25 protein-coding genes are annotated in these 23,225 nt (G+C 65.5%); 16 read left to right on the top strand and 9 right to left on the bottom strand.

Annotated elements, in window-relative coordinates; genetic code table 11:
- Positions 1 to 61 precede the first annotated feature (61 nt).
- Positions 62 to 451: a hypothetical protein gene (locus A6A04_RS12265; protein ID WP_068493289.1), complete on the bottom strand. Its 390-nt coding sequence runs from the start codon at positions 449 to 451 to the stop codon at positions 62 to 64.
- Between the two features lie 102 nt (positions 452 to 553).
- Complete coding sequence (locus A6A04_RS12260) at positions 554 to 1,216, bottom strand: response regulator transcription factor (protein ID WP_068493287.1); 663 nt, start codon at positions 1,214 to 1,216, stop codon at positions 554 to 556.
- Between the two features lie 531 nt (positions 1,217 to 1,747).
- Here A6A04_RS12260 and A6A04_RS12255 point away from each other — a divergent pair.
- The 7 genes from A6A04_RS12255 (at position 1,748) to A6A04_RS12225 (ending at position 8,767) form a co-directional block, all read left to right on the top strand.
- The gene (locus A6A04_RS12255; protein ID WP_068493285.1) at positions 1,748 to 3,052 is read left to right on the top strand and encodes a DUF1800 domain-containing protein; all 1,305 of its coding nucleotides are present in this window, start codon (positions 1,748 to 1,750) and stop codon (positions 3,050 to 3,052) included.
- 2 nt (positions 3,053 to 3,054) lie between these two features.
- On the top strand, positions 3,055 to 4,230 hold the full coding sequence (locus A6A04_RS12250; protein WP_172822766.1) for a DUF1501 domain-containing protein: 1,176 nt from the start codon (positions 3,055 to 3,057) through the stop codon (positions 4,228 to 4,230).
- Positions 4,231 to 4,328: 98 nt separating this feature from the next.
- On the top strand, positions 4,329 to 4,688 hold the full coding sequence (locus tag A6A04_RS12245) for a PilZ domain-containing protein (RefSeq protein WP_245651189.1): 360 nt from the start codon (positions 4,329 to 4,331) through the stop codon (positions 4,686 to 4,688).
- A gap of 97 nt (positions 4,689 to 4,785) precedes the next feature.
- Complete coding sequence (locus tag A6A04_RS12240; protein ID WP_068493280.1) at positions 4,786 to 5,811, top strand: amino acid ABC transporter substrate-binding protein; 1,026 nt, start codon at positions 4,786 to 4,788, stop codon at positions 5,809 to 5,811.
- 13 nt (positions 5,812 to 5,824) lie between these two features.
- Positions 5,825 to 6,817 carry an amino acid ABC transporter permease gene (locus A6A04_RS12235; RefSeq protein WP_068493279.1) on the top strand — a complete coding sequence of 331 codons (993 nt, stop codon included), beginning with the start codon at positions 5,825 to 5,827 and terminating at the stop codon, positions 6,815 to 6,817.
- A 160-nt stretch (positions 6,818 to 6,977) separates the two neighbouring features.
- Positions 6,978 to 8,024 carry an amino acid ABC transporter permease gene (locus A6A04_RS12230; protein ID WP_245651188.1) on the top strand — a complete coding sequence of 349 codons (1,047 nt, stop codon included), beginning with the start codon at positions 6,978 to 6,980 and terminating at the stop codon, positions 8,022 to 8,024.
- 2 nt (positions 8,025 to 8,026) lie between these two features.
- Positions 8,027 to 8,767, top strand: a complete 741-nt coding sequence (locus tag A6A04_RS12225; RefSeq protein WP_068493275.1) for an amino acid ABC transporter ATP-binding protein — start codon at positions 8,027 to 8,029, stop codon at positions 8,765 to 8,767.
- Between the two features lie 13 nt (positions 8,768 to 8,780).
- On the opposite strand, the gene A6A04_RS12220 is transcribed toward A6A04_RS12225, so the two are convergent.
- From A6A04_RS12220 to A6A04_RS12205, 4 genes are all read right to left on the bottom strand, one after another.
- Entirely contained in the window at positions 8,781 to 9,086 is a 306-nt protein-coding gene (locus tag A6A04_RS12220) for a TusE/DsrC/DsvC family sulfur relay protein (protein ID WP_068493294.1), read from the bottom strand.
- Positions 9,087 to 9,196: 110 nt separating this feature from the next.
- On the bottom strand, positions 9,197 to 9,703 hold the full coding sequence (locus A6A04_RS12215; protein WP_068493272.1) for a ferritin-like domain-containing protein: 507 nt from the start codon (positions 9,701 to 9,703) through the stop codon (positions 9,197 to 9,199).
- A 114-nt stretch (positions 9,704 to 9,817) separates the two neighbouring features.
- Positions 9,818 to 10,447, bottom strand: a complete 630-nt coding sequence (locus A6A04_RS12210) for a response regulator transcription factor (protein WP_068493270.1) — start codon at positions 10,445 to 10,447, stop codon at positions 9,818 to 9,820.
- 231 nt (positions 10,448 to 10,678) lie between these two features.
- Positions 10,679 to 11,368 carry a CHAP domain-containing protein gene (locus A6A04_RS12205; protein WP_068493292.1) on the bottom strand — a complete coding sequence of 230 codons (690 nt, stop codon included), beginning with the start codon at positions 11,366 to 11,368 and terminating at the stop codon, positions 10,679 to 10,681.
- A 190-nt stretch (positions 11,369 to 11,558) separates the two neighbouring features.
- Here A6A04_RS12205 and A6A04_RS12200 point away from each other — a divergent pair, with 190 nt between their 5' ends.
- Both A6A04_RS12200 and A6A04_RS12195 read left to right on the top strand, forming a co-directional pair.
- Positions 11,559 to 12,566: a TAXI family TRAP transporter solute-binding subunit gene (locus tag A6A04_RS12200; RefSeq protein ID WP_068493268.1), complete on the top strand. Its 1,008-nt coding sequence runs from the start codon at positions 11,559 to 11,561 to the stop codon at positions 12,564 to 12,566.
- Positions 12,563 to 13,177 carry a DUF6969 family protein gene (locus tag A6A04_RS12195; RefSeq protein ID WP_407670264.1) on the top strand — a complete coding sequence of 205 codons (615 nt, stop codon included), beginning with the start codon at positions 12,563 to 12,565 and terminating at the stop codon, positions 13,175 to 13,177. The genes A6A04_RS12200 and A6A04_RS12195 overlap by 4 nt, the downstream gene beginning before the upstream one ends.
- A 61-nt stretch (positions 13,178 to 13,238) precedes the next feature.
- Here A6A04_RS12195 and A6A04_RS12190 read toward each other — a convergent pair whose 3' ends face one another.
- Entirely contained in the window at positions 13,239 to 13,598 is a 360-nt protein-coding gene (locus A6A04_RS12190; protein WP_068493263.1) for a c-type cytochrome, read from the bottom strand.
- 385 nt (positions 13,599 to 13,983) lie between these two features.
- Between A6A04_RS12190 and A6A04_RS12185 the strand changes: the two genes are divergently transcribed.
- The 7 genes from A6A04_RS12185 to A6A04_RS12155 all read left to right on the top strand — a co-directional run bounded on the left by A6A04_RS12185 (position 13,984) and on the right by A6A04_RS12155 (position 21,245).
- Entirely contained in the window at positions 13,984 to 15,177 is a 1,194-nt protein-coding gene (locus A6A04_RS12185; RefSeq protein ID WP_068493261.1) for an ABC transporter substrate-binding protein, read from the top strand.
- A 77-nt stretch (positions 15,178 to 15,254) separates the two neighbouring features.
- Positions 15,255 to 16,115: a branched-chain amino acid ABC transporter permease gene (locus tag A6A04_RS12180; RefSeq protein WP_068493259.1), complete on the top strand. Its 861-nt coding sequence runs from the start codon at positions 15,255 to 15,257 to the stop codon at positions 16,113 to 16,115.
- 109 nt (positions 16,116 to 16,224) lie between these two features.
- Complete coding sequence (locus A6A04_RS12175; RefSeq protein ID WP_082914882.1) at positions 16,225 to 17,328, top strand: branched-chain amino acid ABC transporter permease; 1,104 nt, start codon at positions 16,225 to 16,227, stop codon at positions 17,326 to 17,328.
- Positions 17,325 to 18,089 (top strand): ABC transporter ATP-binding protein, encoded by a 765-nt coding sequence (locus tag A6A04_RS12170; RefSeq protein ID WP_068493257.1) that lies wholly within the window; start codon positions 17,325 to 17,327, stop codon positions 18,087 to 18,089. The genes A6A04_RS12175 and A6A04_RS12170 overlap by 4 nt, the downstream gene beginning before the upstream one ends.
- Positions 18,089 to 18,790, top strand: a complete 702-nt coding sequence (locus A6A04_RS12165) for an ABC transporter ATP-binding protein (RefSeq protein WP_068493255.1) — start codon at positions 18,089 to 18,091, stop codon at positions 18,788 to 18,790. Before A6A04_RS12170 ends, A6A04_RS12165 begins: the two co-directional genes overlap by 1 nt.
- Before the next feature lie 44 nt (positions 18,791 to 18,834).
- Positions 18,835 to 20,418 (top strand): benzoate-CoA ligase family protein, encoded by a 1,584-nt coding sequence (locus tag A6A04_RS12160; RefSeq protein WP_068493253.1) that lies wholly within the window; start codon positions 18,835 to 18,837, stop codon positions 20,416 to 20,418.
- Positions 20,419 to 20,492: 74 nt separating this feature from the next.
- A complete protein-coding gene (locus tag A6A04_RS12155) occupies positions 20,493 to 21,245 on the top strand; it encodes a DUF748 domain-containing protein (protein ID WP_068493251.1) in 753 nt (250 codons plus the stop codon).
- Here A6A04_RS12155 and A6A04_RS12150 read toward each other — a convergent pair.
- Both A6A04_RS12150 and rnd read right to left on the bottom strand, forming a co-directional pair.
- Positions 21,223 to 21,861: a YkgJ family cysteine cluster protein gene (locus tag A6A04_RS12150; protein ID WP_068493249.1), complete on the bottom strand. Its 639-nt coding sequence runs from the start codon at positions 21,859 to 21,861 to the stop codon at positions 21,223 to 21,225. The genes A6A04_RS12155 and A6A04_RS12150 overlap by 23 nt on opposite strands.
- A gap of 2 nt (positions 21,862 to 21,863) precedes the next feature.
- Positions 21,864 to 23,057 (bottom strand): ribonuclease D, encoded by a 1,194-nt coding sequence (gene rnd, locus A6A04_RS12145; protein ID WP_068493290.1) that lies wholly within the window; start codon positions 23,055 to 23,057, stop codon positions 21,864 to 21,866.
- Between the last annotated feature and the right edge of the window lie 168 nt (positions 23,058 to 23,225).

The following is a 23,225-nucleotide window of genomic DNA, read 5'->3' as shown; positions in this document are numbered from 1 at the left end:
TTCATCTGAGTTCCCCTGTTTCCTTCAGGTTACGGGAACTCACTCTCCGCGTGGACCGGATTTAAGGGGGAAGGTCAACTTGCAGCGCTTCGGTCTTGGTGGCGGAGAGATCGGCATTTTCCTGCGCCTTGCGGATCAGGCCGGCGCCATGATCGACAGCCTTCTGGGATTCCTGGGCGGCTCCCGCGGCCTCCTCGGCGCCTTGGGCGATCTGCTCGGACGCCTTGCGCAGTTCCTCGGCGGCGGAAGCCGATTCAGCAATGCCACTGGCCAATTGCGAGGTGGCGGCTGCGATGCGCTCGGCCGCTTTCTGCTGACGGGCGAAGGTCCGCGCCTTGCGCTTCTGGGCTTCGGCCAGCAGTTTGCTGCCGCCTCCGGCGCCTGTATCCTCGTCATCGAAGCCTCTGGCCGCGACCTGCCCGCTGATCTGATTCTTCTTGACGAGAGCCATGGTGGGATACCCTTCGTTGAAGTGGTTTGCGTTGGCAAGGGTACAGCCTAAAGATATATGTAGGCCACCCTATCGTATGATCCGATACCTATCGGAGGATAGTCAGATCGACCGTATCTTTCCGTGCGCCAATAGTGCCCAGACGGCCTGCGGGCGATTGACGGCGCCGAGCTTCTTGTAGATGCCGCGCAAGCGGGCCTTGACGGCCGCTTCTCCGGCTCCGCAGTGTTGAGCGATGGCTTTGTTGGACAATCCGTCCAACAGTAGTGGAATCACTTCGGCCTCAGCTGGAGAGAAGCTGGTGCTTTCGATAGGGGCCTGAGGCGATGTCTCGGCCTCGGAGACTTTGCCACCTGCAAACCTTGTCGCGGCCAGAACCAGTTCAGCGGGCAGGTAAGTCTCGCCCGACATAATCAGGCGAAGGGCATTCAGCATGCCCCTGCCGGAGATGGTCTTGGAGATGACGCCGCTTGTCCCGGCGTCCATCGCCTCCAGCATCATTCCGATATCAGGGGAGGCCGAGACCACCACGACCTTGGCCAGGGGAAACTCTCGCCGAAACACCCGGATGCCGCTGACACCATCCATTCCCGGCAACGATTGGCCAAGCAAAGCCAAACTGACTTCGCCCGACTCCGCGGCCGCTGACATGGCCTCTTCAAACGTGCTGGCCTCGATAAGATGGGTCTTGGGACTCAGCTTTGAGAGGAATGGGCGGACAGCATCGCGCAGCAACCTTTGATCGTCCGCGAGTAATATCCGCATGATATTTCTTCTCATCACCAAAAAATACTTACTGGATTTCAGATTGGCGCCGTATCCAATATGGAGGGGAGAGAGGTTGGTCGCAACCTATCGAAATATAGAATTTAATGGCTCTCCCAATTTCATGAGTAAAATATGCAACTAATTTATATGGTTTACATTATCTGCAATTTATACGATGGAGATCGCGTCATCGTATAGGGTCAGAATCTCGCTATACACTTTATTGAGTATTCGGCATATTCGGCGGCGACCTGAAAATGAACGTCAAAAGTCCGAGGTGAACACCTCCGGAAGCACGATTTTGACGGTCAGACCGGGGACAACGTCTTGCGACTCCACAACTAGGCTGCATTGATTTCACGCGCCTGGCACTTTCCTGATAGTCGCAGTGTCGGTGGTTCGATTCCGCTCCTGGGCACCACTTCAAGCCCCCGGAACCTAACGGTTTGCGGGGGCTTTCCTTTTTTGGCCATTATCCGTCCTGTCCTTGTCATACTGACGCCGCAATTGCGGTTTAGGACAAAGGGCATGACACGAGACACCGCCCATTTCGCCCTCGCCCGTTTCGGCATGGGCGCCGCCCCCGGCGAGGCCAGCGCCATAGCGCCCGACCCGCGCGGTTGGGTGCTGGAGCAACTGGCCCGGCCAGCAAGCCCGGCCGAGTTGATCGACCTGCCCGACCATGCCCGCATCCTGCGGCGAATGGCCGAACTGAAGCGCGAGCGCGCCGAGGGGAATGGCAAGGGCGAGCTTCGCCAGCTCTATGTCAGCGAGGCCGGGGCACGGACTCGTGCCGCCCTGACCAGTCCGACGCCGCTGATCGAGCGGCTGGTGCGGTTCTGGAGCAACCATTTCACCGTTTCCGCCGCCCGGGCGCAGGTGGCCCCCATAGCGGGCGCCTTCGAGCGCGAAGCCATCCGCCCCCATGTCCTGGGCCGTTTCCGTGACATGCTGCGGGCGGTGGTGCGCCATCCCGCCATGCTGGCCTATCTCGACAATGCCCAATCCATCGGCCCCAATTCACCGGCGGGACAGAAGCGGGGCAAGGGGCTGAACGAGAATCTGGCCCGGGAACTGCTGGAACTGCACAGCCTGGGGGTTGACGGCGGCTATACCCAGGCGGATGTGGAGGCGCTGGCCCGGGTTCTGACCGGCTGGACCATCGATCCCGCCCTGGGCAGCTTCCGCTACGTTCCCCGCCAGCACGAGCCCGGCCCCAAGCAGGTGCTGGGATTGCTTCTGGATGGCGGCGAGGAGGAGGCCGAGCAGGCCCTGCTGATGCTGTCGCGCCATCCCGCCACCGCCCGATTCATCGCCGCCAAGCTGGCCCGCCATTTTTCCGCCGACGACCCTCCCGTCGCCCTGGTGGATGCCCTGGCCAAGGCCTACCGCGACAGCGACGGCGATCTTCTGGTGATGACGCGCGCGCTGGTGAGCCATGACGCGGCCTGGGCCATGCCGCAGGCGAAGATCCGCAGCCCCGATGATCTGGTCATTGCCACCGCCCGCTTGCTGGGGCCGGATCGGCTGAAGCCCGAGGAGAGTGACCGGCGTCTGGTGCAGACCCTGGCGCTGCTGGGGCAATCGCCGTGGTCGGCGCCTTCTCCGGCGGGATGGCCGGACAGGGGCGAGGCCTGGATCGGTCCCGACGCCCTGATGCGTCGCCTGGAATGGGCCAAGACACAGGCCGATCGCTGGGGACGCGGCCTGGGTGGCGGCGTGCTGGACGAGGCCATCGTCGGCGGGGCCGCCACCCGACAGGCCGTGGCGGGAACCAAGGGGGCCGAGGCCCTGTTCCTGGTGCTGGCCAGTCGCGAGTTCCAAAGGAGATGACCATGGTCGACCTCAGTCGCCGCGCCTTTCTCGGCAGTGTCTCACTGGCCTGGGCGGCGCCATCGGCCTGGGCGGCGGCGGAACCATCCGCCCGACTGGTGGTGATCGTGCTGCGCGGCGGCATGGACGGGCTGCACGCGATACCGCCCCTGGGCGATCCCGATTATGTCCCGGCGCGGGGCGGGCTGGCCCTTGGCCCCGACAGTGGCGCCCCCGCTTTGGCAGGACCCTTTCATCTTCATCCTGCCCTGGCGCCATTGCTGCCCCTGTGGCAGTCGCGCGAACTGGCAATTGTGCATGCGGTGGCCTCGCCCTATCGCGAACGCTCCCATTTCGATGGCCAGGATGTGCTGGAATCCGGGGGCGCCAAGCCCCATGCCCTGTCCGATGGCTGGCTGAACCGTGCCGTCGTGGAACTGGGCGGGGTCGGCGCCATGGCGGTGCGTTCGTCGCTGCCGTTATTGCTGCGCGGTTCGGCGCGGGCGGCATCGTGGGATCAGTCGCCGCTGCCCGGCCTGCCGCCCGAGCGGGTGCGGGCGCTGGTGGCGCTCTATGCCGGAGATCCCTTGCTGGCCCCCGCCTTCGAGGATGGTGTCCAGATGGAAGCCTTCGCCGCCGAGGCGCTGGCCGAGGACCCAATGGTCATGGATGGCAAGCCCGCCAAGCGGTCCCACGCCTTTCCCGCCCTGGCGACAGCGGCGGGCAGGCTGATGGCGGCGGCCGAGGGCCCCCGGATGGTGGTGATGGAACTGGGGGGCTGGGATACCCATAGCGGACAGATGGGGCGCATGGTTCAGCCCCTGGCCCAATTGGCTGAGGGCATCACCGCCCTGGCGGCTTCCCTGGGGCCGGTCTGGCGCCGCACCGTGGTGGTCTGCGTCTCGGAATTCGGCCGCACCGTGGCCGAAAATGGCACCGGCGGCAGCGACCACGGCACCGGCGGCGCCATGATCCTGGCGGGAGGAGCGGTGGCCGGGGGGCGGGTGATCGCCGACTGGCCGGGACTGGCCAAGGAACAGCGCCATCAGGGGCGCGATCTGCGTCCCACCCTGGATGGCCGGGCCGTGTTCAAGGGTCTGCTGCGCGATCATTTCGGCCTGACGGCGCGGGCGCTGGATGGCGTGGTCTTTCCCGGCAGCGCCGGTCTTCGGCCCCTCGACAGCTTGATCCGCGCCTGACCCGTACGACTGAAGAGAGGGCGCGGTCGGTGGCTCTTGGAATTGGCCTTCGTTGCGCATAGACTGCGTCTTGGATCGGATCGACGAAGGATTGTCCCGTGGTAGCTCGCAAAAGCAGCAGCAGCAGCAATGATCGACGCGTCGACGATCGGCATGAAGGCGAAGGCCTGTTCATGCTGTTCGAGGACAATCTGGTGGAGGTGGTGGATATTTCCGTCGGTGGCCTGAAGTTCCGTCGCCCACCCTTCAATCTGGCGGCGGGGCATCGTTTTTCGTTCGAGCTTCGCTCCGCCTATGAGGACCCCAATCCGCTGGCCCGGGGCATCGCCGTGGTGCGCGCCTCCAAGGACGACTGGGTGGCGGTGGAATTCGTTCGCCCCACCTTCGCCCTGATGAAGGTGGTGGGCCGCCATATCGGCCGCCTGCTGGTGGGCCGCAGCCACCTGTTCCGCCACTGATCCATAGGGGCCAGGCCCCGTCCCCGATTGCTCCCGTCCCGCGTTGGTGCCATGCTGATCGGCAGGTCATGTCATGTCACCTATGGGGAGAGTTGGGATGAAACTGATTCCTGCTATGGCCGCCGCCGCCCTGGTGGCTGGTTCCGTCCTGGCCCAGCCCGCCCATGCCGGAGCGACGTTGGACGCGGTCAAGGCCAAGGGCTTCCTTCAGTGCGGCGTCAATCTCGGCCTCTACGGCTTTTCCGCCCCCGACGCCAAGGGCAACTGGGCCGGGCTTGACGTGGATGTCTGCCGCGCCGTGGCTGCCGCCGTGTTCGGCGATGCCAGCAAGGTCAAATACACGCCGCTGTCGGCGCAGCAGCGCCTGCCCGCCCTGCAATCGGGCGAGATCGACCTGCTGGCCCGCAACACCACCTGGACGCTGACCCGCGACACCGCCAACGGGCTGGACTTCACCACGCCCAGCTATTTCGACGGCCAGGGCTTCATGGTCTCGAAGAAGCTGGGCCTGAAATCGGTCAAGGAGCTGAACGGCGCCACCGTCTGCGTGCTGCCCGGCACCACCACCGAGCAGAACCTGTCCGACTTCTTCCGCGCCAACAAGATGAGCTTCAAGCCGGTGGTGATCGAGAAGAACGAGGAGCTGAACAGCGCCTTCTTCTCCGGCCGCTGCGACGCCTTGTCCTCGGACGCCTCGCAACTGGCCGGCATCCGGGCGGGGCAGGCCTCCAATCCCGAGGACTGGGTGATCCTGCCCGAACTGATCTCCAAGGAGCCGCTGGCCCCCGCCGTGCGCCAGGGCGATCCCCAATGGGCCGATCTGGTGCGCTGGTCCCAGTTCGCCATGGTCTATGCCGAGGAAAAGGGCGTGACCTCCAAGTCGGTGGCCGAGGCGGCCAAGTCCCCTGATCCCGACCTGCAGCGCCTGCTGGGCGTCACCGCCGGGAACGGCAAGGCCATGGGGGTGGATGAGAAATGGGCCTACAACATCATCGCCCAGGTGGGTAATTACGGCGAAAGCTTCGAGCGCAATGTGGGCAAGGACTCCAACCTGAAATTGTCGCGTGGCCTCAACGCCTTGTACACCAATGGCGGGTTGATGTACGCCATGCCGCCGCGCTGACCGGCGCGCGGTCATGGGCGGGCTGGCGGGTTTGTGGGGCAGCCGCCGCTTTCGCGGCCTGGTCTATCAGGCGCTGGTCATCGGCGGCGTGATCGCCGTCGGTGGCTGGCTGGTGCGCAATACCCTGACCAATCTGGAGTTGCGCGGCATCGCCACCGGCTTCGGCTTCCTGGGGCGTGAGGCCGGGTTCGACATCTCGGAAAGCCTGATCCCCTATACCCCCGCCGACACCTATGCCCGCGCCCTGCTGGTGGGGCTGCTCAACACCCTGCTGATCTCGGCCCTGGGGATCGTCTTCGCCACCCTGATCGGGACGGCGGTGGGGGTGATGCGGCTGTCGGGCAATTGGCTGATGGCCCGGCTGTGTGGTGTGTATGTGGAGGCGGTGCGCAATGTGCCGCTGTTGCTGCAACTGTTCGTCTGGTACGGGCTGGTGACCACGCTGCCCGGCGCCCGCCAAGCCCTCAATCCGCTGCCGGGCGTCTTCCTCAGCAATCGCGGCCTGGTGATTCCGGGCCTGGACTGGAGCGGTGGCGGCTGGCCGGTCCTGGACCTGCCCCGGCTGGCCGGATTCAATTTCACCGGCGGCCTGACTCTGTCGCCGGAATTCGCCGCCCTGCTGGCCGGGTTGACGGTCTATACCGCCGCCTTCATCGCCGAGATCGTCCGCGCCGGCATCTTGTCGGTGCCCAAGGGACAGGTGGAGGCGGCCCGTGCCCTGGGCCTGTCCAAGGGCCAGACCCTGCGTCTGGTGGTGCTGCCCCAGGCGCTCCGCGTCATCGTGCCGCCGCTGACCAGCCAGTATCTCAATGTTACCAAGAACTCGCCGTTGGCCATCGCCATCGGCTATCCCGATCTGGTGGCGGTGTCCAACACCGCCATCAACCAGACCGGCCAGGCGGTGGAAAGCGTCGCCCTGGTCATGGGGGTGTTCCTGTGCATCAGCCTGGGGCTGTCGGCGCTGATGAACTGGTACAACAAGCGCGTCGCCCTGGTGAGCAAATGAGGTCTTTACCTCCCCCGGTCCTACTCTTTCCGGTCATCCCGACGGCCTTCGGGAGGAGGGGCCTCTTCCTGGTTGGACATTTCAGAATCGGCACCGGCCTACCGGGCGGAGATCCCTCGCTTCCGCTCGGGATGACAGATTCAGGGCAGGGGAGGTGGGCGTGAACCGTCCCGGCCGGTGGATCAAGGCCAATCTGTTCGGTTCACCGGTCAATACCGTGCTGACCGTGCTGGCTCTCGCCCTGCTGTGGCAGACCGTGCCGCCCTTCCTGGATTGGGCGCTGTTCAGCGCCAGTTGGGGTGGCGGCTCGCCCGAGTCCTGCCGCCAGGCGGGCGGCGCCTGCTGGACCCTGCTGGCCGAGCGCCATCGGCTGATGCTGTTCGGCCTCTATCCCTATGACCAGCACTGGCGGCCGCTGCTGGCCATGGCGCTGTTCGTGGCGCTGCTGGCGGCCAGTTCGCACCGTCGCTGCTGGCGCCCCTGGCTGGCCTTGGCCTGGGGCGCGCTGATCGTGGTCGCATCACTGCTGATGTGGGGGGGCGTCGCCGGGCTGGTCCCGGTGGAAACGGCGCAGTGGGGGGGGCTGCCGCTCACCCTGGTGATCGCGGTGTTGGCCATCGTGGTGGCCTTTCCCTTCTCCATCCTGCTGGCCCTGGGGCGGCGCTCGGAACTGCCGGTGATCAAGGCGGTCTCGGTGGGCTATATCGAGCTGGTGCGTGGCCTGCCGTTGGTCAGCCTGCTGTTCATGGCCAGCGTCATGTTTCCGCTGTTCCTGCCCGAGGGCGTCACCATCGAGAAGGCGCTGCGCGCCCTGGTGGGCATGACCCTGTTCACCGCCGCCTATCTGGCCGAGGCGGTGCGCGGCGGATTGCAGGCCATCCCCAAGGGCCAGTTCGAGGCCGCCGACGCCCTTGGCCTCTCCTATTGGCAGACCATGCGGCTGATCATCCTGCCCCAGGCGCTGCGGCTGGTGATTCCGCCCATCGTCGGCCAGTTCATCACCTGCTTCAAGGACACCTCGCTGGTGACCATCGTCGGACTTTACGACCTGCTGGCCGCCACCAAGGCCGCGCTGAACGACCCGGCCTGGCGGCCGTTCTTCGTCGAGGGCTATCTGGCCGCCGCCCTGGTGTATTTCTGCTTCTGCTTCTTCATGTCGCGCTACAGCCAGTGGCTGGAACGCGAAGTGGCCAAGGGAACCCGTTAGCCATGTCGACTCCCATCATCGAGATCAAGGACGTCAACAAGTGGTACGGCGAGTTCCACGTCCTGAAGGATGTCTGCCTGGAGGTGGCCAAGGGCGAGAAGGTGGTGGTGTGCGGCCCCTCGGGCTCGGGCAAGTCCACCATGATCCGCTGCATCAACCGGCTAGAGGAACACCAGTCGGGCCGTATCGCCGTGGACGGCATCGAACTGGGCGACGACGTCAAGGCGGTCGAGGCGGTCCGCCGCCGGGTCGGCATGGTGTTCCAAAGCTTCAACCTGTTTCCCCATCTGACCGTGCTGGAGAACCTGACCCTGGCGCCGGTCAAGGTGGCGGGCGTGGCGCCCAGGGAGGCCGAGTCCACCGCCATGGCCCTGCTGGAGCGGGTCCGGATTCCCGAACAGGCGGGCAAGTTTCCCGGCCAGTTGTCGGGTGGTCAGCAACAGCGGGTGGCCATCGCCCGGGCGCTCTGCCTGAAACCGGCGGTGATGCTGTTCGACGAGCCCACCTCGGCGCTGGACCCGGAAATGGTGGGCGAGGTTCTGGACGTGATGAGCGGCCTGGCGGCCGAGGGCATGACCATGATCTGCGTCACCCATGAAATGGGCTTCGCCCGCGCCGTGGCCGATACCATGGTGTTCATGGACGAGGGGCGGATCGTGGAGGTGGCGCCGCCCGCCCAGTTCTTCCAATCCCCCGCCAACGAGCGCACCCGGCGTTTCCTCGGCAAGATCATCGGTCACTGACGCGCGATGGCGTTCAGCCGGTGCTCCAGGCCCGGGGGCGGCGCATGCCCGCGATCTTGCAGGCCTGTTGGACATAGCCGTAGGGGAACAGCTCGAACACCCGGTTCCGCCCGGTGCCATGGGCTTCGGCCAGATGCTTGATCACATGGCGGACATCGGGGGCGACGCGGCGTTCGGACAGCCACTGGCGCATGAAGAACAGCACGGTCCAGTGCTCGGCCTCCAGCGCGATCTTCTCGCGGGAGGCCAATTGGATGGCGACGTTCTCGTTCCAGTCGTCGGGATCGGCCAGATAGCCTTCGGCGTCCAGGGGCGGCATGGCGGACACGGCTTTTCTCTTCCATTGCTCGGCAAGAGGGAAGAGTAAAGTGGAGCGCCGGACTCCGGATTGACGCCGGTCAACCCGGCGTCGCCCGAAGCCTGTCGGGATCAGTCGGGCACCACCGCCTCATCGGGGTCGTCAGCCCAGTCGGCATCGGGGACCGGCGTGCGGGCGATCCAGGCTTCCAGCTCCGAGACGTGCTCGACCTCTTCCGCCGCCATCTCCGCCGCCATGGCGCGCACGGTGGCGTCCTCGTTGCGGGCGGCTTCCCCGGCATAGAACTGATGGCCGCGCCTTTCATTCTCCAGGGCGAATTCCAAGGCGTGATAGGGCGTCATCAGGTAGTGGCCGCCGACGAAATCGCCCACTTCCGGCGGCTCGGGCGTGTTCCAGCGGAACTGCCAGGATTTCAGCTTGGGCAGGTCGTAGCCCGAGGCGCGTTGCGCCACCGAGGCACCGTGCAGGCGGGAATACTTGGCCATCTGACGAAACAACTCGGCAACGTCGCCGTTGTTGTGGACGTCCATGGTATCGGCCAGTTCTTCGTAGCGGTCCGCCGCTTCCTGTTCCATCGCCACAGCATGGGCGAGGAATAAGGCAACCTTATTGGTCATGCTCTTCATCCTCCTCAGGGGCGCGCGGCCGCATGGTGGCGGGATACGGCCACGCCCATCGACCCAGTATGCGCCATGGGCATCTGGTGCGCTATTCCCCTTCCGAATTAGGGGTTACCTGGATTCATGACCCTTGAGATAGAAGGCGACCGCCTGGGCGCGGTTCCCCACACCCAGCTTGTCGTAGAGGTTCTTCAGGTGGAATTTCACCGTATTCAGGGAAATGTCCAACTGCCCCGCCATTTGCTGGTTGGTCAGTCCCCCGGCCAGGGCGGCCAGCAATTCCCGCTCGCGCGGGGTCAGCCCGGCCAAGGGATCACTGGCCAGGCTGGAGACGTCGATGAAGGGGAAGACCATACGCCCCGCCGCCACCGCGATGATGGTATCGAGCAACTGTTCCGGCGGCTCGCGCTTGGAGCAGAATCCGGCGGCACCCAGGGTCATGGCCTGGCGCGGGACATCCGGATTGGGGCTGCCGGTATAGACGATCAGTCGGGGCGCGTCGTTGCGTCCCCGCAGCGCCTGCAGCACCCCCCGGCCGTCCAGGTTGGGCATTTCCCAGCCGATCACGCCCACATCGAACGGGGTGCGATCGACCGTGTCGAGAAAGCGTTCGCCGTCATTGGCCACCGCAGCCACATGAAACCGGTCATCCCCCGCGAACAGCTTGACCAAGCTGCTCTGCAACAGAGGGTTTTTCTCGGCTATGACAATGGCGATTTGTCGGCTTTGCTGAACGGCCATGGATAGTGATCCTTAACCCCAGGGTCCTTGGACCCCGTGCCCCCCATAGGGCGGTATTCTTACTGCTTGGACCGAATTAAGCAAACGAAGTTGGTAAGTTACCCACACTTTTCCTACACCGGGGCAGGGGGGGAAAACTACGCTTCCTCTTTGGCCCCAGGGGATGGGGCAAAGACCCGATGCCCCCCAATCGGGGGGGGCATCGGACCTGCTGATTTCAGAGTAAATGCGTCAGGCCTGTTCGGCCCAGGAGCGGGCATCGAACTTGCCGGGGACGACGTCCTTGGCCGGAGTCGGAGCGGCCACGGGCACTGCCGGAGCAACAGGGGCCGGGGTGGGGGCAGGGGCAACCACTGCCGCAACCGGGGCCTTGGCTTCGACCGGAGCCGATGGGGCGACGGGGGCCGGGGTGCTGAGCGCCACCGGTTCGGCCTTGGGGGTGACGGGCGCCTCGGCAGCCTTGGCAACGGGCTCGCTGGTGCGGAACGAGGCGTGTTCCACCGGAGCCATCTTGCCGGGATTGTAGACGAAGCCGACGGTCTTGTAGACGCGGTCGCCGTATTGCTGGCTCGGCTCGTACCAGACGCGGACCTGGGTCCAGTCATTGTTGGGCGAGACATCCATCACCGGCACCGACTCGGCGACCTTGCCGCGGTCCGCGCTGCGGCGCGGGGCCCAATTGGCATGATCGACCAGCAGGACGCGGGGGCTGGTGGTCTGGCGCACCACGGCGACATGGCCGTGAACCATGCTGCCCTGGCGCTTGAATACCAGGACGGCGCCTTCCTTGGGGGCGTTGCCACGCTTATAGAGGCCGCTGGCGGCTTCCCACCACTTCCAGGCATCGCCCTTCAGATTGAGGCCGGTAACTTCCCGAGCGTAGGTCACGCACTGCAAGGCGGCTTCGGCTTTGAACGGCATCACCAAGACGGCTGCCGCCACGAGCAGGAGGCTAACTTTCCGCACCGGTCTCTCCCCTCCGGTTATTGGTTGAAGCGATTGTGTCAATTCGAAAACCCGATGGCAACCAGAATGTTTCAAAATCGTCGTAAATTGATGGAATTTCGAAAGAATCGAAGGCTCCCCCTTTCGGAGGTCGGGGGGGCTGGCTATGATCCTGGCGCTTGGAGCCATCCGCGAGGAGACAGATGTGGGACGAAATGCCGCCTTGGTGGCCGCGATCATCCTGGCCGTGGCCGGACTGGCTGGGGCCGGACAAGCCGGAGCCGCCGAGCGTCGCACCCTGCTGATCGCGGGGGGCGAGGTGACCGGCTATTATTTCCCGGTGGCCGGGGCCGTCTGTCGCGTCATCAACAAGGAAAAGCCGCGCGGCCTGGGCTGCGCCGTGATTCCCACCTCGGGCTCGGCCGCCAATCTCGATCTGCTGCGCTCGGGCGAGGCCGACCTGGCCCTGGTGCAGTCCCGCGCCGCGCAATTGGCGGTGGCGGGCGAGGAGAGCTTTCGCGAGGCTGGCCCCATGCCCGATCTGCGCGCCCTGATGGCGCTGCATGGCGAGGTGGCGGTGGTGGTGACCCGGCCCGGATCGGGGATCGAGCATCTGGGCGACCTCAAGGGCAAGCGCGTCAATCTGGGGCGACCCGGCTCGTTCCAGCGGGCCATGGCCGAGGCGGTGATCGACGCCTCGGGCCTGTCCCAGGGCGATCTGTCGGTGCTGGTGGAACTGGATCTGGCGGAGCAGGCTCAGGAGCTGTGCCAGGGCAATATCGACGCGGCGGTGTTCACCGGCATTCATCCCATGGCTGACGTTCAGACAGCGGTGGAGGAGTGTGGCGCCACCCTGGTGTCGATCCGGTCCAAGTCCATGGAGCAGTTCTTCCGCAAGAATCCCGCGGTGGCCCGGTTCTCGGTGCCCGGTGGCACCTATGAGGGGCAGAAGGAGGATACGGCCGCCATCGGATTGAAGACCCTGCTGGTGACACGCGCCCTTCCCGCCGAGGATGTGGGCGACGTGGTCAAGGCGGTGTGGAACAATTTTGGTGCCTTCACCCGACTGCATCCGGCCCTGAAGGGCTTAAGCAAGGGCGAGGCGTCCAGGGACGGCATTCCCATCCGCATGCATGAGGGCGCCCAGAAGATTCACGGTGAGGGTGGCAATTGAACCCAGAGGCCGGGGCCAGGATGATCTCCCTGCTCCGGGCCATGGATGCCGAGGGCGCCAACCCGGTATCGCTGCTGCTGGAAGGCGTGGCGCGGCCGATGCCCCATCGCCACTATCCCTCTGGCGATGTCTACGATTTCGTCAATCACGCCCAATTCTACTATCACATTCATCGTGACGGCGAATGCGGTCATATCCATCTGTTCCAGCGGGCCAGGGGCATGCCGCCGGGTCTCAAGCCGGTGGTGGCCAGCCTGGATCCCAATCCGCCTTGCCATCTGGTGGCGATCGGATTCGGGTCCGATGGCCATGCGGCCGAGTTGTTCACCACCAATCGCTGGGTGACGGGCGAGGCTTGGTACGACGCCGCCGCGCTCAAGATGCTGATTCCCCGCTTCCGGCTTCAGGCATCGGGGCGGGCGCGGCTGGTGGCATCGTGGCTGGAGGCGCTGGTGGCCTTCTACGCTGCCGAGATCGCGCAACTGGCGGACGAGCGCGACCGGACGGTGGAACATTGGCAACGCAGCCATTCCACCGGCGATCCCTTGGACGATCCGGGGCTGGAAATCACGTCGCATAGGGCCATCGATCCCCTTCGCGACGCGGTCTGAGCAAAGAAAACGCCGCCGCCCTGGGGGCGGCGGCGTCATTCGCCGACTGGCGGATGAAGACTTACTTCACCACCTTCAGATAGGCGACCACCGCGGCCAGATCCTCGGGCTTCTTGATGCCCGCGAAGACCATCTTGTTGCCGGGAAGGGTGCCCTTGGGGTCGGTCAGGTACTTGGTCAGAGCGGCTTCGTCCCAGGTCGGGCCGGCCTTCATGGCGTCAGAGTACTTGAAGCCGTCGACGGTGCCGGACTTGCGGCCGAACACACCGGCCAGATTCGGACCCACGCCGTTCTTGCCGATCACGTGACAGGCCTTGCACTGGTTGAAGGCGGCCGGGGCTTCCTGGGCGGAGGCGGCGAAGGGGGTAGCGGCGAGAAGGGCGGCTCCGAGGACCAGGCCCAGCTTCTTGGTGGTGAGCATCAGGAATCTCCAATTGCGCGGGATGGAATGTTGGCGCGATCTGTCTCTTATCCCCTAGGATTGTGTCGATTTCAAGGGGCACTGATTCGATGGGCCAAAAGTTCCTCGACGGCACCGGCACCCCTCTTCGTTGAAGCGTTGTCGGTATCGGGTGGCCGGGCTAGACTGGCGCCGGACGGTCAGGGATGGCGGCATTCGATACGGCCGCCAGCGCGGTTGCAAATCGCATTAATGCGCATTACAGTACCGAATTAAGGCATCGCCTCGGCCCTGCCTCAATAATGATCGCTCCGTGCCAGGGAGCGGCAAATGGTTGCCGAGCGGCCAAGGCCGCCGGCCACGGGAGACAACAGTGGGCCAAAGGCCCAAGTCTGGGAGGAACAACATGGATTTTGCCAAGGGTTTGCCTCGCCGCAGCATTCTTCAGGCCGGCCTGGTGGCCGCCGGAGCCTCGGCCTTCGTTCCCACCCGCTTTGCCATCGGCAATACCGCCAAGGTGAAGGTGGGATTCCTGCTTCCCTATACCGGGACCTATGCTGGGCTGGGCGAGGCCATCACCAACGGCTTCAAATTGGCCATCGAGGAACGGGGCGGCAAGCTTGGCGGCCGCGACATCCAGTTCGTCGCGGTGGACGACGAGTCCAATCCGGCCAAGGGGCCGGAAAACACCAGCAAGCTGGTGAGTGGCGAGAATGTCGACTTCGTGGTCGGCCCCGTCCATTCCGGCGTGGCGCTGGGCATGGTCAAGGTGGTGCGCGAGACCGGCACCATCGCGGTGATCGCCAATGCCGGCGCCGGTGCCGCCACCGGACCCTTGTGCGCGCCCAACATCTTCCGCACCTCCTTCACCAACTGGCAGACCGCCTATCCCATGGGCAAGGTCGCGGTGGAACGCGGCCTGAAGAACGTCGTGACCATTTCCTGGAAATACGCGGCGGGCGAAGAGGCCCTGTCAGGATTCGAGGCGGGCTTCACCAAGGCGGGCGGCAAGGTGGTCAAGCAGATCCTGGTGCCGTTCCCGTCGGACGAGTTCCAGGCCAACCTGACCGAGATCGCGGCCCTGAAGCCCGATGGTGTCTTCACCTTCTTCGCGGGCGCGGGCGCCTTGAAATTCGTCAAGGACTACGCCGCCGCCGGGCTGAAGTCGATCCCGCTGATGGGGCCGGGCTTCCTGACCGATGGCGTGCTGAAGGCCCAGGGCGAGGCGGCCGAGGGGGTGCTGACCACGCTGCATTACGCCGACGCGCTGGATACCCCGGAGAATAAGTCTTTCCGAGCCGCCTATGCCAAGGCCTTCGGCAAGGAAGCCGATGTCTACGCCGTCCAGGGCTATGACTCGGCCCAGTTGCTGGTCCAGGGCATGGCGGCCGTCAAGGGCGACACCTCCGCCAAGCCCGCCCTGATCGAGGCCATGGAAAAGTCGGTGATCAAGAGCCCGCGCGGCACCTTCACCCTGTCCAAGGCCCATAATCCGGTCCAGGACATCTATCTGCGCCAGGTCAAGGGCGGCCAGGAAATCGTGCTGGGCGTGGCCGAGAAGGGCCTAGCCGATCCTGCCACTGGCTGCAAGATGGCCTAGATGCGGCAAGCGGTGCTCGTGCTTCGGATCGGTGCGCCGGTTCGGAGCGCGGGCGCCTCGCCCGCATGGGAGATGGCATGGATATCTGGTTTTTCCTGATCCAGGTGCTGAACGGGGTTCAGTACGGGCTGTTGCTGTTCCTGGTGGCCAGCGGTCTGACCCTGATCTTCGGCATCATGGGCATCATCAACCTAGCCCATGGCGCCTTCTACATGCTGGGGGCCTATCTGGCCTGGTGGCTGGCCGGGCTGACCGGCAGCCTGGCGGCGGCGGTGCTGCTGTCGCTGCCGCTCGCCGCCGGGATCGGCTATGTCATCGAGGCGCTGCTGGTCCGGGTGCTCTACAAGCGCGACCACCTGGATCAGGTCCTGCTGACCTATGGCCTGATCCTGATCTTCAACGAGGCCCAGCGCATCTTCTGGGGCAACGATGTCCACGGCGTCACCATGCCCGCCGCGTTCAACTGGTCCATCAAGCTGACCGAAGCCCAGTCCTATCCCAGCTACCGACTGTTCCTGTCGGCGGTGTGCGCCGCCCTGGCGGTGGCCATGTATGTGGTGATCGCCAGGACCCGCTTCGGCATGTGGGTACGCGCGGGCGCCTCCAACCGCGACATGGTGGCGGCGCTGGGCATCAATGTGAAGCTTCTGTTCGGCGTTGTCTTCGCCGTGGGCGCCGCCCTGGCGGGGCTGGCGGGGGCGCTGTCGACCCCCATCACCTCGGTGGCGCCGGGCATGGGCGACACCGTCTTGATCCTGTGCTTCGTGGTGGTGGTGATCGGCGGTGTCGGCTCGGTCAAGGGGGCCTTCCTCGGCGCCATGCTGATCGGGCTGGCCGACACCTTCGGCAAGGTTTTCGTGCCTGATTACGCCAGTTTCACCGTCTATGGGGTGATGGCGGCGGTGCTGCTGTGGAAGCCGAGGGGGCTGTTCGCATGAACCGACGAGCGATCAAGCGAGGAGGCAAGCGCGACCGCGCGCCGCGCCTCGTGGCGCGAAAGCCAAGGGCGACGGATGTCGCCCGCCCGGCGCTTGAGGGACAACATACATGACCTTCACCATGTCGAGGCGCCTCGCCATCCTGCTGCTGGTACTGCTGGCTGCCCTCGCCTTGTTCCCGCTCTGGGGCAAGCTGGCCTTTGCCGCCAAGTTCCCCTTCCTGATGCAGAAGCTGACCGGCATCATGATCCTGGCCATCCTGGCCATGAGCCTGGACCTGCTGGTGGGGGTCGCCGGTCTGGTCAGCCTGGGCCATGCCGCCTTCTTCGGATTGGGTGGCTATGTCCTGGCCATGATGAGCCCGCAATACGAGGCCGCCAATCTGTGGCTGGTGCTGCCCTGCGCCCTGGGCGTCACCGCGCTCGCCTCGTTGGTGGTCGGGTTCCTGTCCATCCGCACCAGCGGCATCTATTTCATCATGGTTACCCTGGCCTTCGGCCAGATGGGCTATTACTTCTTCAATGACTCCAAGGCGGCGGGCGGCTCGGACGGCGCCTTCATCTATGTCAAGCCCGCGGTCGAGGCCTTTGGCGTCACCCTGCTGGACCTCGACCAGAAGCTGACCTTTTTTTACGTGGCGCTGGGCACCCTGGTGGCGGTCTACGCGTTGTTGCGGCTACTGTTGGCCTCGCCCTTCGGCCGGGTGGTGCGCGCCATCGGCGTCAACGAGTACCGGGTGCAGGGATTGGGTTTCAATCCCATGGCCTACAAGCTGGTGGCCTTCACCATCGCCGGAACCATCGCCGGTCTGGGTGGTTTTCTCGCCGCCACCCAGTACGGCTTCGTCAATCCCGCCATGCTGGGCTGGCACCAGTCGGGCCATGTGCTGGTGATGGTGATCCTGGGCGGCATGGGCACCCTTTTCGGCCCGGTGCTGGGCGCCTTCATCCTGGAACTGGCGCATTTCGCCTTCGAGAGCGTGACCGATCACTGGCTGCTGCCCATGGGCGTGATGGTGATCGCCATCGTGCTGCTGTTGCCCAAGGGGGTGGCGGGGCTGCTGATCCAGTGGACGACTCTCCCTCCCCCGCAGGCGGGAGAGGGTGGCGAGCGGAGCGAGACGGGTGAGGGCCCTCACCCTCCCACCGCTGCGCGGCGGGTCCCTCCCTCTCCCGCCAGCGGGAGAGGGGAAGTAAAGGAGGCGCCCCCATGACCACCTCCGACTTCATCCTGGAAACCCGCGACCTGACCAAGGTGTTCGGCGGCCTTGTCGCCAACAGCTCGGTCTCCATCGGCTTCAAGGAGCGCCAGGCCCATGCGGTGATCGGCCCCAACGGGGCGGGCAAGAGCACCTTCGTCAACCTGCTGACCGGCCATCTGCCGCCGTCGGGCGGCCAGATTCTGTTCAAGGGCGCCAATATCGCCGGCCTGCCCGCCCACAAGGTGACGCGCCTCGGCATCGGGCGCAGCTACCAGAAGACCAATATCTTCCCCAGCTTCACCTGTTTCGAGAACGCCCGGCTGGCGGCCCAGTCGCGCTTGCCGACCTCCATGCGCTTCCTGCGGCCCGCTTTGTCCTACGCCGAGACCAACCGGAAGGCCAATGAGGCATTGGAGGCGGCCGGGCTGGCGGCCAGGGCCGAGCGGGTGGCGGGGACCATGTCCTATGGCGAGCAGCGCCAGTTGGAGATCGCCATGGTGCTGGCCACCGCGCCGGAAATCCTGGTGCTGGACGAGCCGCTGGCGGGCATGGGCAAGGAGGAATCCGAGAAGATGGTGGCGCTGCTGAGGGATCTGGCCCGGCGCTATACCCTGATCCTGGTGGAACATGACATGGACGCGGTGTTCGCCATCGCCGAAGTGCTCTCGGTGATGGTCAATGGCACGCTGCTGGAAAGCGGCCCCCTGGAGCAGGTCCGCGCCAGCAAGGCGGTGCAGGACGCCTATCTGGGCGACGGGGCGGAGGCGTACTGATGCTGCTGGCCACCGGCATCCACACCTTCTACGGCGCCAGCCATGTGCTGCACGGCGTCGATTTCCATGTCGCCGAGGGCGAGACCGTCGCCCTGATGGGCCGCAACGGCATGGGCAAGTCGACCCTGCTGAAAAGCATGCTGGGCGTGGTCAGCCCCCGCCAGGGCAAGGTCGCGGTGGCGGGGCGCGACGTCACCGGACTGGAGACCTCGGCCATCATCCGCCGTGGGCTGGCCTATGTGCCGGAAGGCCGGGGCATGTTCCATAATCTCAGCGTGCGCGAGCATCTGGTGATGGCGGCGCGGCCCGGCATCGATGGTCGCCGCGACTGGACCTATGATCGGGTGCTGGAGACCTTTCCCCGGCTGGCCGAGCGCCTCGACAATCTGGGCACCCATCTGTCGGGGGGCGAACAGCAGATGCTGTCCATCGGCCGCGCCCTGATGACCAACCCGAAGCTGCTGATCCTGGACGAGGCCACCGAGGGCCTGGCGCCCCTGATCCGCCGCGAAATCTGGCGCACCATCCGCGCCATCAAGGACACCGGAATCGCCAGCATCATCGTCGACAAGAATGTGGGCGTGCTGCTGGACCTCGCCGACCGCCACGTCATCCTGGTCAAGGGGGAAGTGGTCTATGACGGCGGGCCGGAACCATTGAAAAGCGATTCGAGCATACTCGAACGACATATCGGATTGTGAGCGACAAGGCAGTCTCGCAAGCACGACAGGAAGGAGAAAACGTCATGACGTCCGCCATCGCCTCGGCCGAGCACGCGCTCGATCTGCCGCGCGACTACAACGCCGCGACCTGGTTCATCGACCGCCACCTCAAGCAGGGACGCGCCGACAAGGTCGCCTTCATCGATGCCGACGGCAGTCACAGCTTCGGCCAATTGGCCGAGAAGGTGAACCGGGCGGGCAACATGCTGAAGGGCCTGGGCCTCCACATGGAGGACCGCATCGCCATGATCATGCTCGACACCGTCGACTTTCCGGCGGTGTTCTGGGGCGCCATCAAGGCGGGCATCGTGCCCATTCCGCTCAACACCCTGCTGACCACCGGCGATTACGGCTACATGCTGTCGGATTCACGCGCCCGGGTCCTGGTGATCAGCGAGGAACTGTTCGATAAGGTCGAACCCATCCTGCCCGACCTGCCGCTGCTGGAGCATGTGGTGATTTCGGGCAAGACCGCCCACGGCCATGCCCTGTTGTCCGACCTGCTGGCCAAGTCCGACGCCAAGCTGGCCACCGCCGAGACCACCCGCGACGACGTGGCCTTCTGGCTGTATTCCTCGGGCTCCACCGGCGCGCCCAAGGGCGCCGTCCATCTGCAGCGCGACCTGCCCGCCACGGCGGTGCATTACGGCGAGCAGGTGCTGGGCATCCGCGAGGATGATGTCACCTTCTCGGCCGCCAAGCTGTTCTTCGCCTATGGCCTGGGCAACGGCATGACCTTCTCGCTGCATGTGGGCGCCACCACCGTGCTGCTGAAGGACCGCCCCACTCCGGACTCGGTGATGAAGGTGCTGAAGGATCACCAGCCCACCATCTTCTACGGCGTTCCCACCCTCTACGGCACCATCCTGGCCGATCCCCAGCACAAGCGCGAGACCGGCTCGACCCGGCTGCGCGCCTGCGTCTCGGCGGGCGAGGCCCTGCCCGAGGATGTGGGCAAGCGCTGGGAGGAGCGTTTCGGCGCCGCCATCCTGGACGGGCTGGGCTCCACCGAGATGCTGCACATCTTCCTGTCCAACCGCCATGGCGAGGTCCGCTACGGCACCTCGGGCAAGCCGGTGCCGGGCTATGACCTCAAGATCGTCGGCGACGATGGCCACGAGGTGCCCCAGGGCGAGATGGGCGAGTTGATCGTGCGCGGCCCCTCATCGGCGGTGGCCTACTGGAACCAGCGCGAGAAGTCGCTGAAGACCTTCCGGGGCGAATGGACCTTTACCGGCGACAAGTACTTTGTGGACGAGGAAGGCTATTACCGCTACGCCGGTCGCGGCGACGACATGCTGAAGGTCGGCGGCATCTGGGTCTCTCCCTTCGAGGTCGAGGCCGCCCTGATCAGCCACGAGAAGGTGTTGGAAGCCGCCGTGGTCGGCGAGGCCGATGCCGAGGGACTGATCAAGCCCAAGGCCTTCGTGGTCCTGGCGCCGGGCGAGACCGGCTCCGAGGTGCTGGCCGAGCAGCTCCAGGCCTATGTGAAGTCCAAGCTGGCGCCCTACAAGTATCCGCGCTGGATCGAATTCGTCGAGGCCCTGCCCAAGACCGCCACCGGCAAGATCCAGCGGTTCAAGCTGCGCGGCGGCATGCGGATGTAACTCTTCGGTTCTCGACAAGCGCCCCAGGCTGGCGGACACTATCGGTCCTGCCAATCTGGGGTGCGAGGGGTTCCATGAAGAAGCTGCTCATTATCGGTGCCGTGATCCTGTCGGTGATCGTCGGCGGCGCCGTCTATCTGTTCTCGTCGCTGGATACCATCGTCAAGAAGATCATCGAGGACGTGGGCACCCAGGTGGCGGGGGTGAAGGTCTCGGTCGGCGGGGTCAAGATATCCCTCACCGAGGGCAAGGCCTCCATCTCCGGCTTGACCGTGGCCAATCCGCCGGGATTCTCCAGTGATCCTGCCTTCAAACTGGGCGAGATCAGCGTGACCCTGGATACCGGTTCGCTGTCCAAGAATCCCATCGTGGTCAAGGATGTGCTGGTGGGGGCCCCCGCCGTCGCCTATGAACTGTCCTCGGGCGGCAGCAATCTCGACCAGTTGCAGAAGAACGTGAAGGCCTTTACCGCCAAGCAGGGCGGTGCCAAGCCCGAACCGGCCAAGCCCGGCGCCAAGGATGAGGAGAAGAAGGTGGTCATCGACCGCCTTGCCATCTCCGGCGGTCAGGTCAAGCTGGCGGCGGGCGGCATTCCCGGCGCCGAAACCACCGCCAAGCTGGGCGACATCGTGCTAACCGGCATCGGCAAGGACGGTGGCGGCGCCAGTTCGGCCCAGGTGGCCCAGAAGGTGATGGACGCCCTGGTCAACGGCGCCATCAAGTCGGCCTCCAGCCTGGGCAACATGCTGGGTGGCGCGACCGACAAGCTGAAAGCGGTGGTTCCCGGCGATACCGGTGGTGCCCTCAAGGGCCTGCTGGGGAAGTAAACAACCTTTCCACGCCCTCGGCCAGCAGCCGCAGGCCGGGGGCGTGGCCCGCCGCCGCCAAGGCCTCGGCCAGGCCGCCCTGGGTCTGGCCCCAGACGCCGTGCTGGGCCGCGAGAACCGGCGCCTTCAGGCTTTCCCCCGCCGCCGAGCGGCGGCAGATATCGGCATCGGCGGAATTGTAGCCTCGGCAGGGCAGCGGGCGGTTCTGGTGAACCGCGCACAGTCCGTCCTCGTCCAGCAGCGGGCAGGGAATTTGCGCCGCCCACCAGCCCGCCATGTCCAACCCGCGCGCCCGGCGAATTGTGTCGACGGCGCGGCGTCGGATGGCGTCGCGGCGCTCGGGCGGCAGGGCGGCGACAGCCTCGCCCAGCAAGGCCAGTTCGGCCTCGGTGACGCCGACCATCTGGCGGCAGCACCACGAGCACCCGGCCGCGCAGGCCAGCCGGGCCAGCATGGCGTCCAGCGGCATGAACTGGCGCAGGGTCTGGAAGAAGGAATCGGTGGCGGCGATGGCGGCACGGGCGGCGGCGGCGGGCTTGCCGCCTTCGGCCAAAGCAGTCGCGGCGGCCTGGCGGGCGGCCCGCCGGGCGTCGGAAAAGCCGGGAGCCGCCGACACGCTCAGTCGGCGGCGATGGCGGCCGGGACGGGGTCCACCGGCTCGGTCGGGATCAGGCGCAGGCGGCGCCCATCGGTGCAAAAGCCAAGCCCCAGGCGGCCGTGCTTCAGGCGCAGCGCGTCCTCGCCGAACAACTCGCGCCGCCAGCCATGCAGGGCGGCCACAGTGGCGTTGTCGTCGGCGGCGATGGCGTCGATATCGGCGGAATTGGCCACCAGCTTACTGGCGACGCCGTGTTCGTCGCATTTCATCTTCAGAAGGACCTTGAGCAGGTCAACCACCGGCCCCAGGCCCTTGGGCACATCCACCCGCTCGGGCGGCTTGGGGCATTCGGACTCGGGAATCTCCATGCCGCGCTTGACGGCGTCCAGGATGGCCAGGCCCATCTTGCCTTCCACCAATCCCTTGCCGATGCCCCGGGTGCGGCCCAACTCGTTGGTGTCCACCGGATGGTGGGCGGCGATCTCGGTCAGGGTCTCGTCGCGCAGCACCCGCTGGCGCGGCAGGTCGCGGTCCTGGGCCTCGCGCTCGCGCCAGGCGGCCAGTTCCTTCAGCACGGCCAGGAAGCGGGGGGAATTGGAGCGGGGCTTCAGCCGCTTCCAGGCATGCTCGGGATCGACCCGATAGGTGCCGGGCTCGGTCAGCAACGCCATTTCCTCGCTCAGCCACTCCAGGCGGCCGTTCTTTTCCAGCTTGCGCACCAGCTTGTCATAGGCCACCCGCAGATGGGTGACGTCGGCCAGGGCGTACTGAATCTGCTTTTCCGACAGCGGCCGCATGGCCCAGTCGGTGAAACGCATGGTCTTGTCGATGCGGGCCTTGGCCAGTTGCGAGGCCAGGGTCTCATAGCCCACCGCGTCGCCGAAGCCGCAGACCATGGCGGCCACCTGGGTATCGAACAGCGGCGTCGGTATGGCGCCAGACAGATGCAGGAAGATTTCGATGTCCTGGCGGGCGGCGTGGAACACCTTCAGCACATTGGTGTCAGCCATCAGCTCGAACAGCGGCGCGAGGTCGATGCCCGGTGCCAGGGGGTCGATGGCGCGGGCCTCGTCAGGTCCACCCAGCTGCACCAGGCACAGGATCGGCCAGTAGGTCTTCTCCCGCATGAATTCGGTGTCGACGGTGATGTAACGGGCGGATTTCAGGCGCTGGCAGAAGGCGGCAAGCGCGTCGGTATCTGAGATCATCGGCATCCAGAATTGATACACTCTGGCCGCCCGGGCGGCAAGCGCCTAGGGCGTAACCTCATAAATAGCGTGGTCGCGCCATTTATGAGTTTACGCCCTAGCACTACTTTGGCACTTTAGGCTCCGCAGCATCCGCAAGGAGCCTGTCACAGTGAGGGCATCGTCTGGGTGGAT

Origin of the sequence: Paramagnetospirillum marisnigri, assembly GCF_001650715.1 — a bacterium.
In the GTDB taxonomy this organism is placed as follows: domain Bacteria; phylum Pseudomonadota; class Alphaproteobacteria; order Rhodospirillales; family Magnetospirillaceae; genus Phaeospirillum; species Phaeospirillum marisnigri.
Note: the sequence above shows the minus strand (reverse complement) of the source record. Positions and strands in the feature narration are given on the sequence as shown.

What these genes read in the sequence shown, in the direction of transcription:
- A6A04_RS12265 (WP_068493289.1), bottom strand. Translation starts at nt 451, where the DNA reads ATGGCTCTCGTCAAGAAGAATCAGATCAGCGGGCAGGTCGCGGCCAGA.
- A6A04_RS12260 (WP_068493287.1), bottom strand. Translation starts at nt 1,216, where the DNA reads ATGCGGATATTACTCGCGGACGATCAAAGGTTGCTGCGCGATGCTGTC.
- A6A04_RS12255 (WP_068493285.1), top strand. Translation starts at nt 1,748, where the DNA reads ATGACACGAGACACCGCCCATTTCGCCCTCGCCCGTTTCGGCATGGGC.
- A6A04_RS12250 (WP_172822766.1), top strand. Translation starts at nt 3,055, where the DNA reads ATGGTCGACCTCAGTCGCCGCGCCTTTCTCGGCAGTGTCTCACTGGCC.
- A6A04_RS12240 (WP_068493280.1), top strand. Translation starts at nt 4,786, where the DNA reads ATGAAACTGATTCCTGCTATGGCCGCCGCCGCCCTGGTGGCTGGTTCC.
- A6A04_RS12235 (WP_068493279.1), top strand. Translation starts at nt 5,825, where the DNA reads ATGGGCGGGCTGGCGGGTTTGTGGGGCAGCCGCCGCTTTCGCGGCCTG.
- A6A04_RS12225 (WP_068493275.1), top strand. Translation starts at nt 8,027, where the DNA reads ATGTCGACTCCCATCATCGAGATCAAGGACGTCAACAAGTGGTACGGC.
- A6A04_RS12220 (WP_068493294.1), bottom strand. Translation starts at nt 9,086, where the DNA reads ATGCCGCCCCTGGACGCCGAAGGCTATCTGGCCGATCCCGACGACTGG.
- A6A04_RS12215 (WP_068493272.1), bottom strand. Translation starts at nt 9,703, where the DNA reads ATGACCAATAAGGTTGCCTTATTCCTCGCCCATGCTGTGGCGATGGAA.
- A6A04_RS12210 (WP_068493270.1), bottom strand. Translation starts at nt 10,447, where the DNA reads ATGGCCGTTCAGCAAAGCCGACAAATCGCCATTGTCATAGCCGAGAAA.
- A6A04_RS12205 (WP_068493292.1), bottom strand. Translation starts at nt 11,368, where the DNA reads ATGCCGTTCAAAGCCGAAGCCGCCTTGCAGTGCGTGACCTACGCTCGG.
- A6A04_RS12200 (WP_068493268.1), top strand. Translation starts at nt 11,559, where the DNA reads ATGATCCTGGCGCTTGGAGCCATCCGCGAGGAGACAGATGTGGGACGA.
- A6A04_RS12190 (WP_068493263.1), bottom strand. Translation starts at nt 13,598, where the DNA reads ATGCTCACCACCAAGAAGCTGGGCCTGGTCCTCGGAGCCGCCCTTCTC.
- A6A04_RS12185 (WP_068493261.1), top strand. Translation starts at nt 13,984, where the DNA reads ATGGATTTTGCCAAGGGTTTGCCTCGCCGCAGCATTCTTCAGGCCGGC.
- A6A04_RS12180 (WP_068493259.1), top strand. Translation starts at nt 15,255, where the DNA reads ATGGATATCTGGTTTTTCCTGATCCAGGTGCTGAACGGGGTTCAGTAC.
- A6A04_RS12175 (WP_082914882.1), top strand. Translation starts at nt 16,225, where the DNA reads ATGACCTTCACCATGTCGAGGCGCCTCGCCATCCTGCTGCTGGTACTG.
- A6A04_RS12170 (WP_068493257.1), top strand. Translation starts at nt 17,325, where the DNA reads ATGACCACCTCCGACTTCATCCTGGAAACCCGCGACCTGACCAAGGTG.
- A6A04_RS12165 (WP_068493255.1), top strand. Translation starts at nt 18,089, where the DNA reads ATGCTGCTGGCCACCGGCATCCACACCTTCTACGGCGCCAGCCATGTG.
- A6A04_RS12160 (WP_068493253.1), top strand. Translation starts at nt 18,835, where the DNA reads ATGACGTCCGCCATCGCCTCGGCCGAGCACGCGCTCGATCTGCCGCGC.
- A6A04_RS12155 (WP_068493251.1), top strand. Translation starts at nt 20,493, where the DNA reads ATGAAGAAGCTGCTCATTATCGGTGCCGTGATCCTGTCGGTGATCGTC.
- rnd (WP_068493290.1), bottom strand. Translation starts at nt 23,057, where the DNA reads ATGCCGATGATCTCAGATACCGACGCGCTTGCCGCCTTCTGCCAGCGC.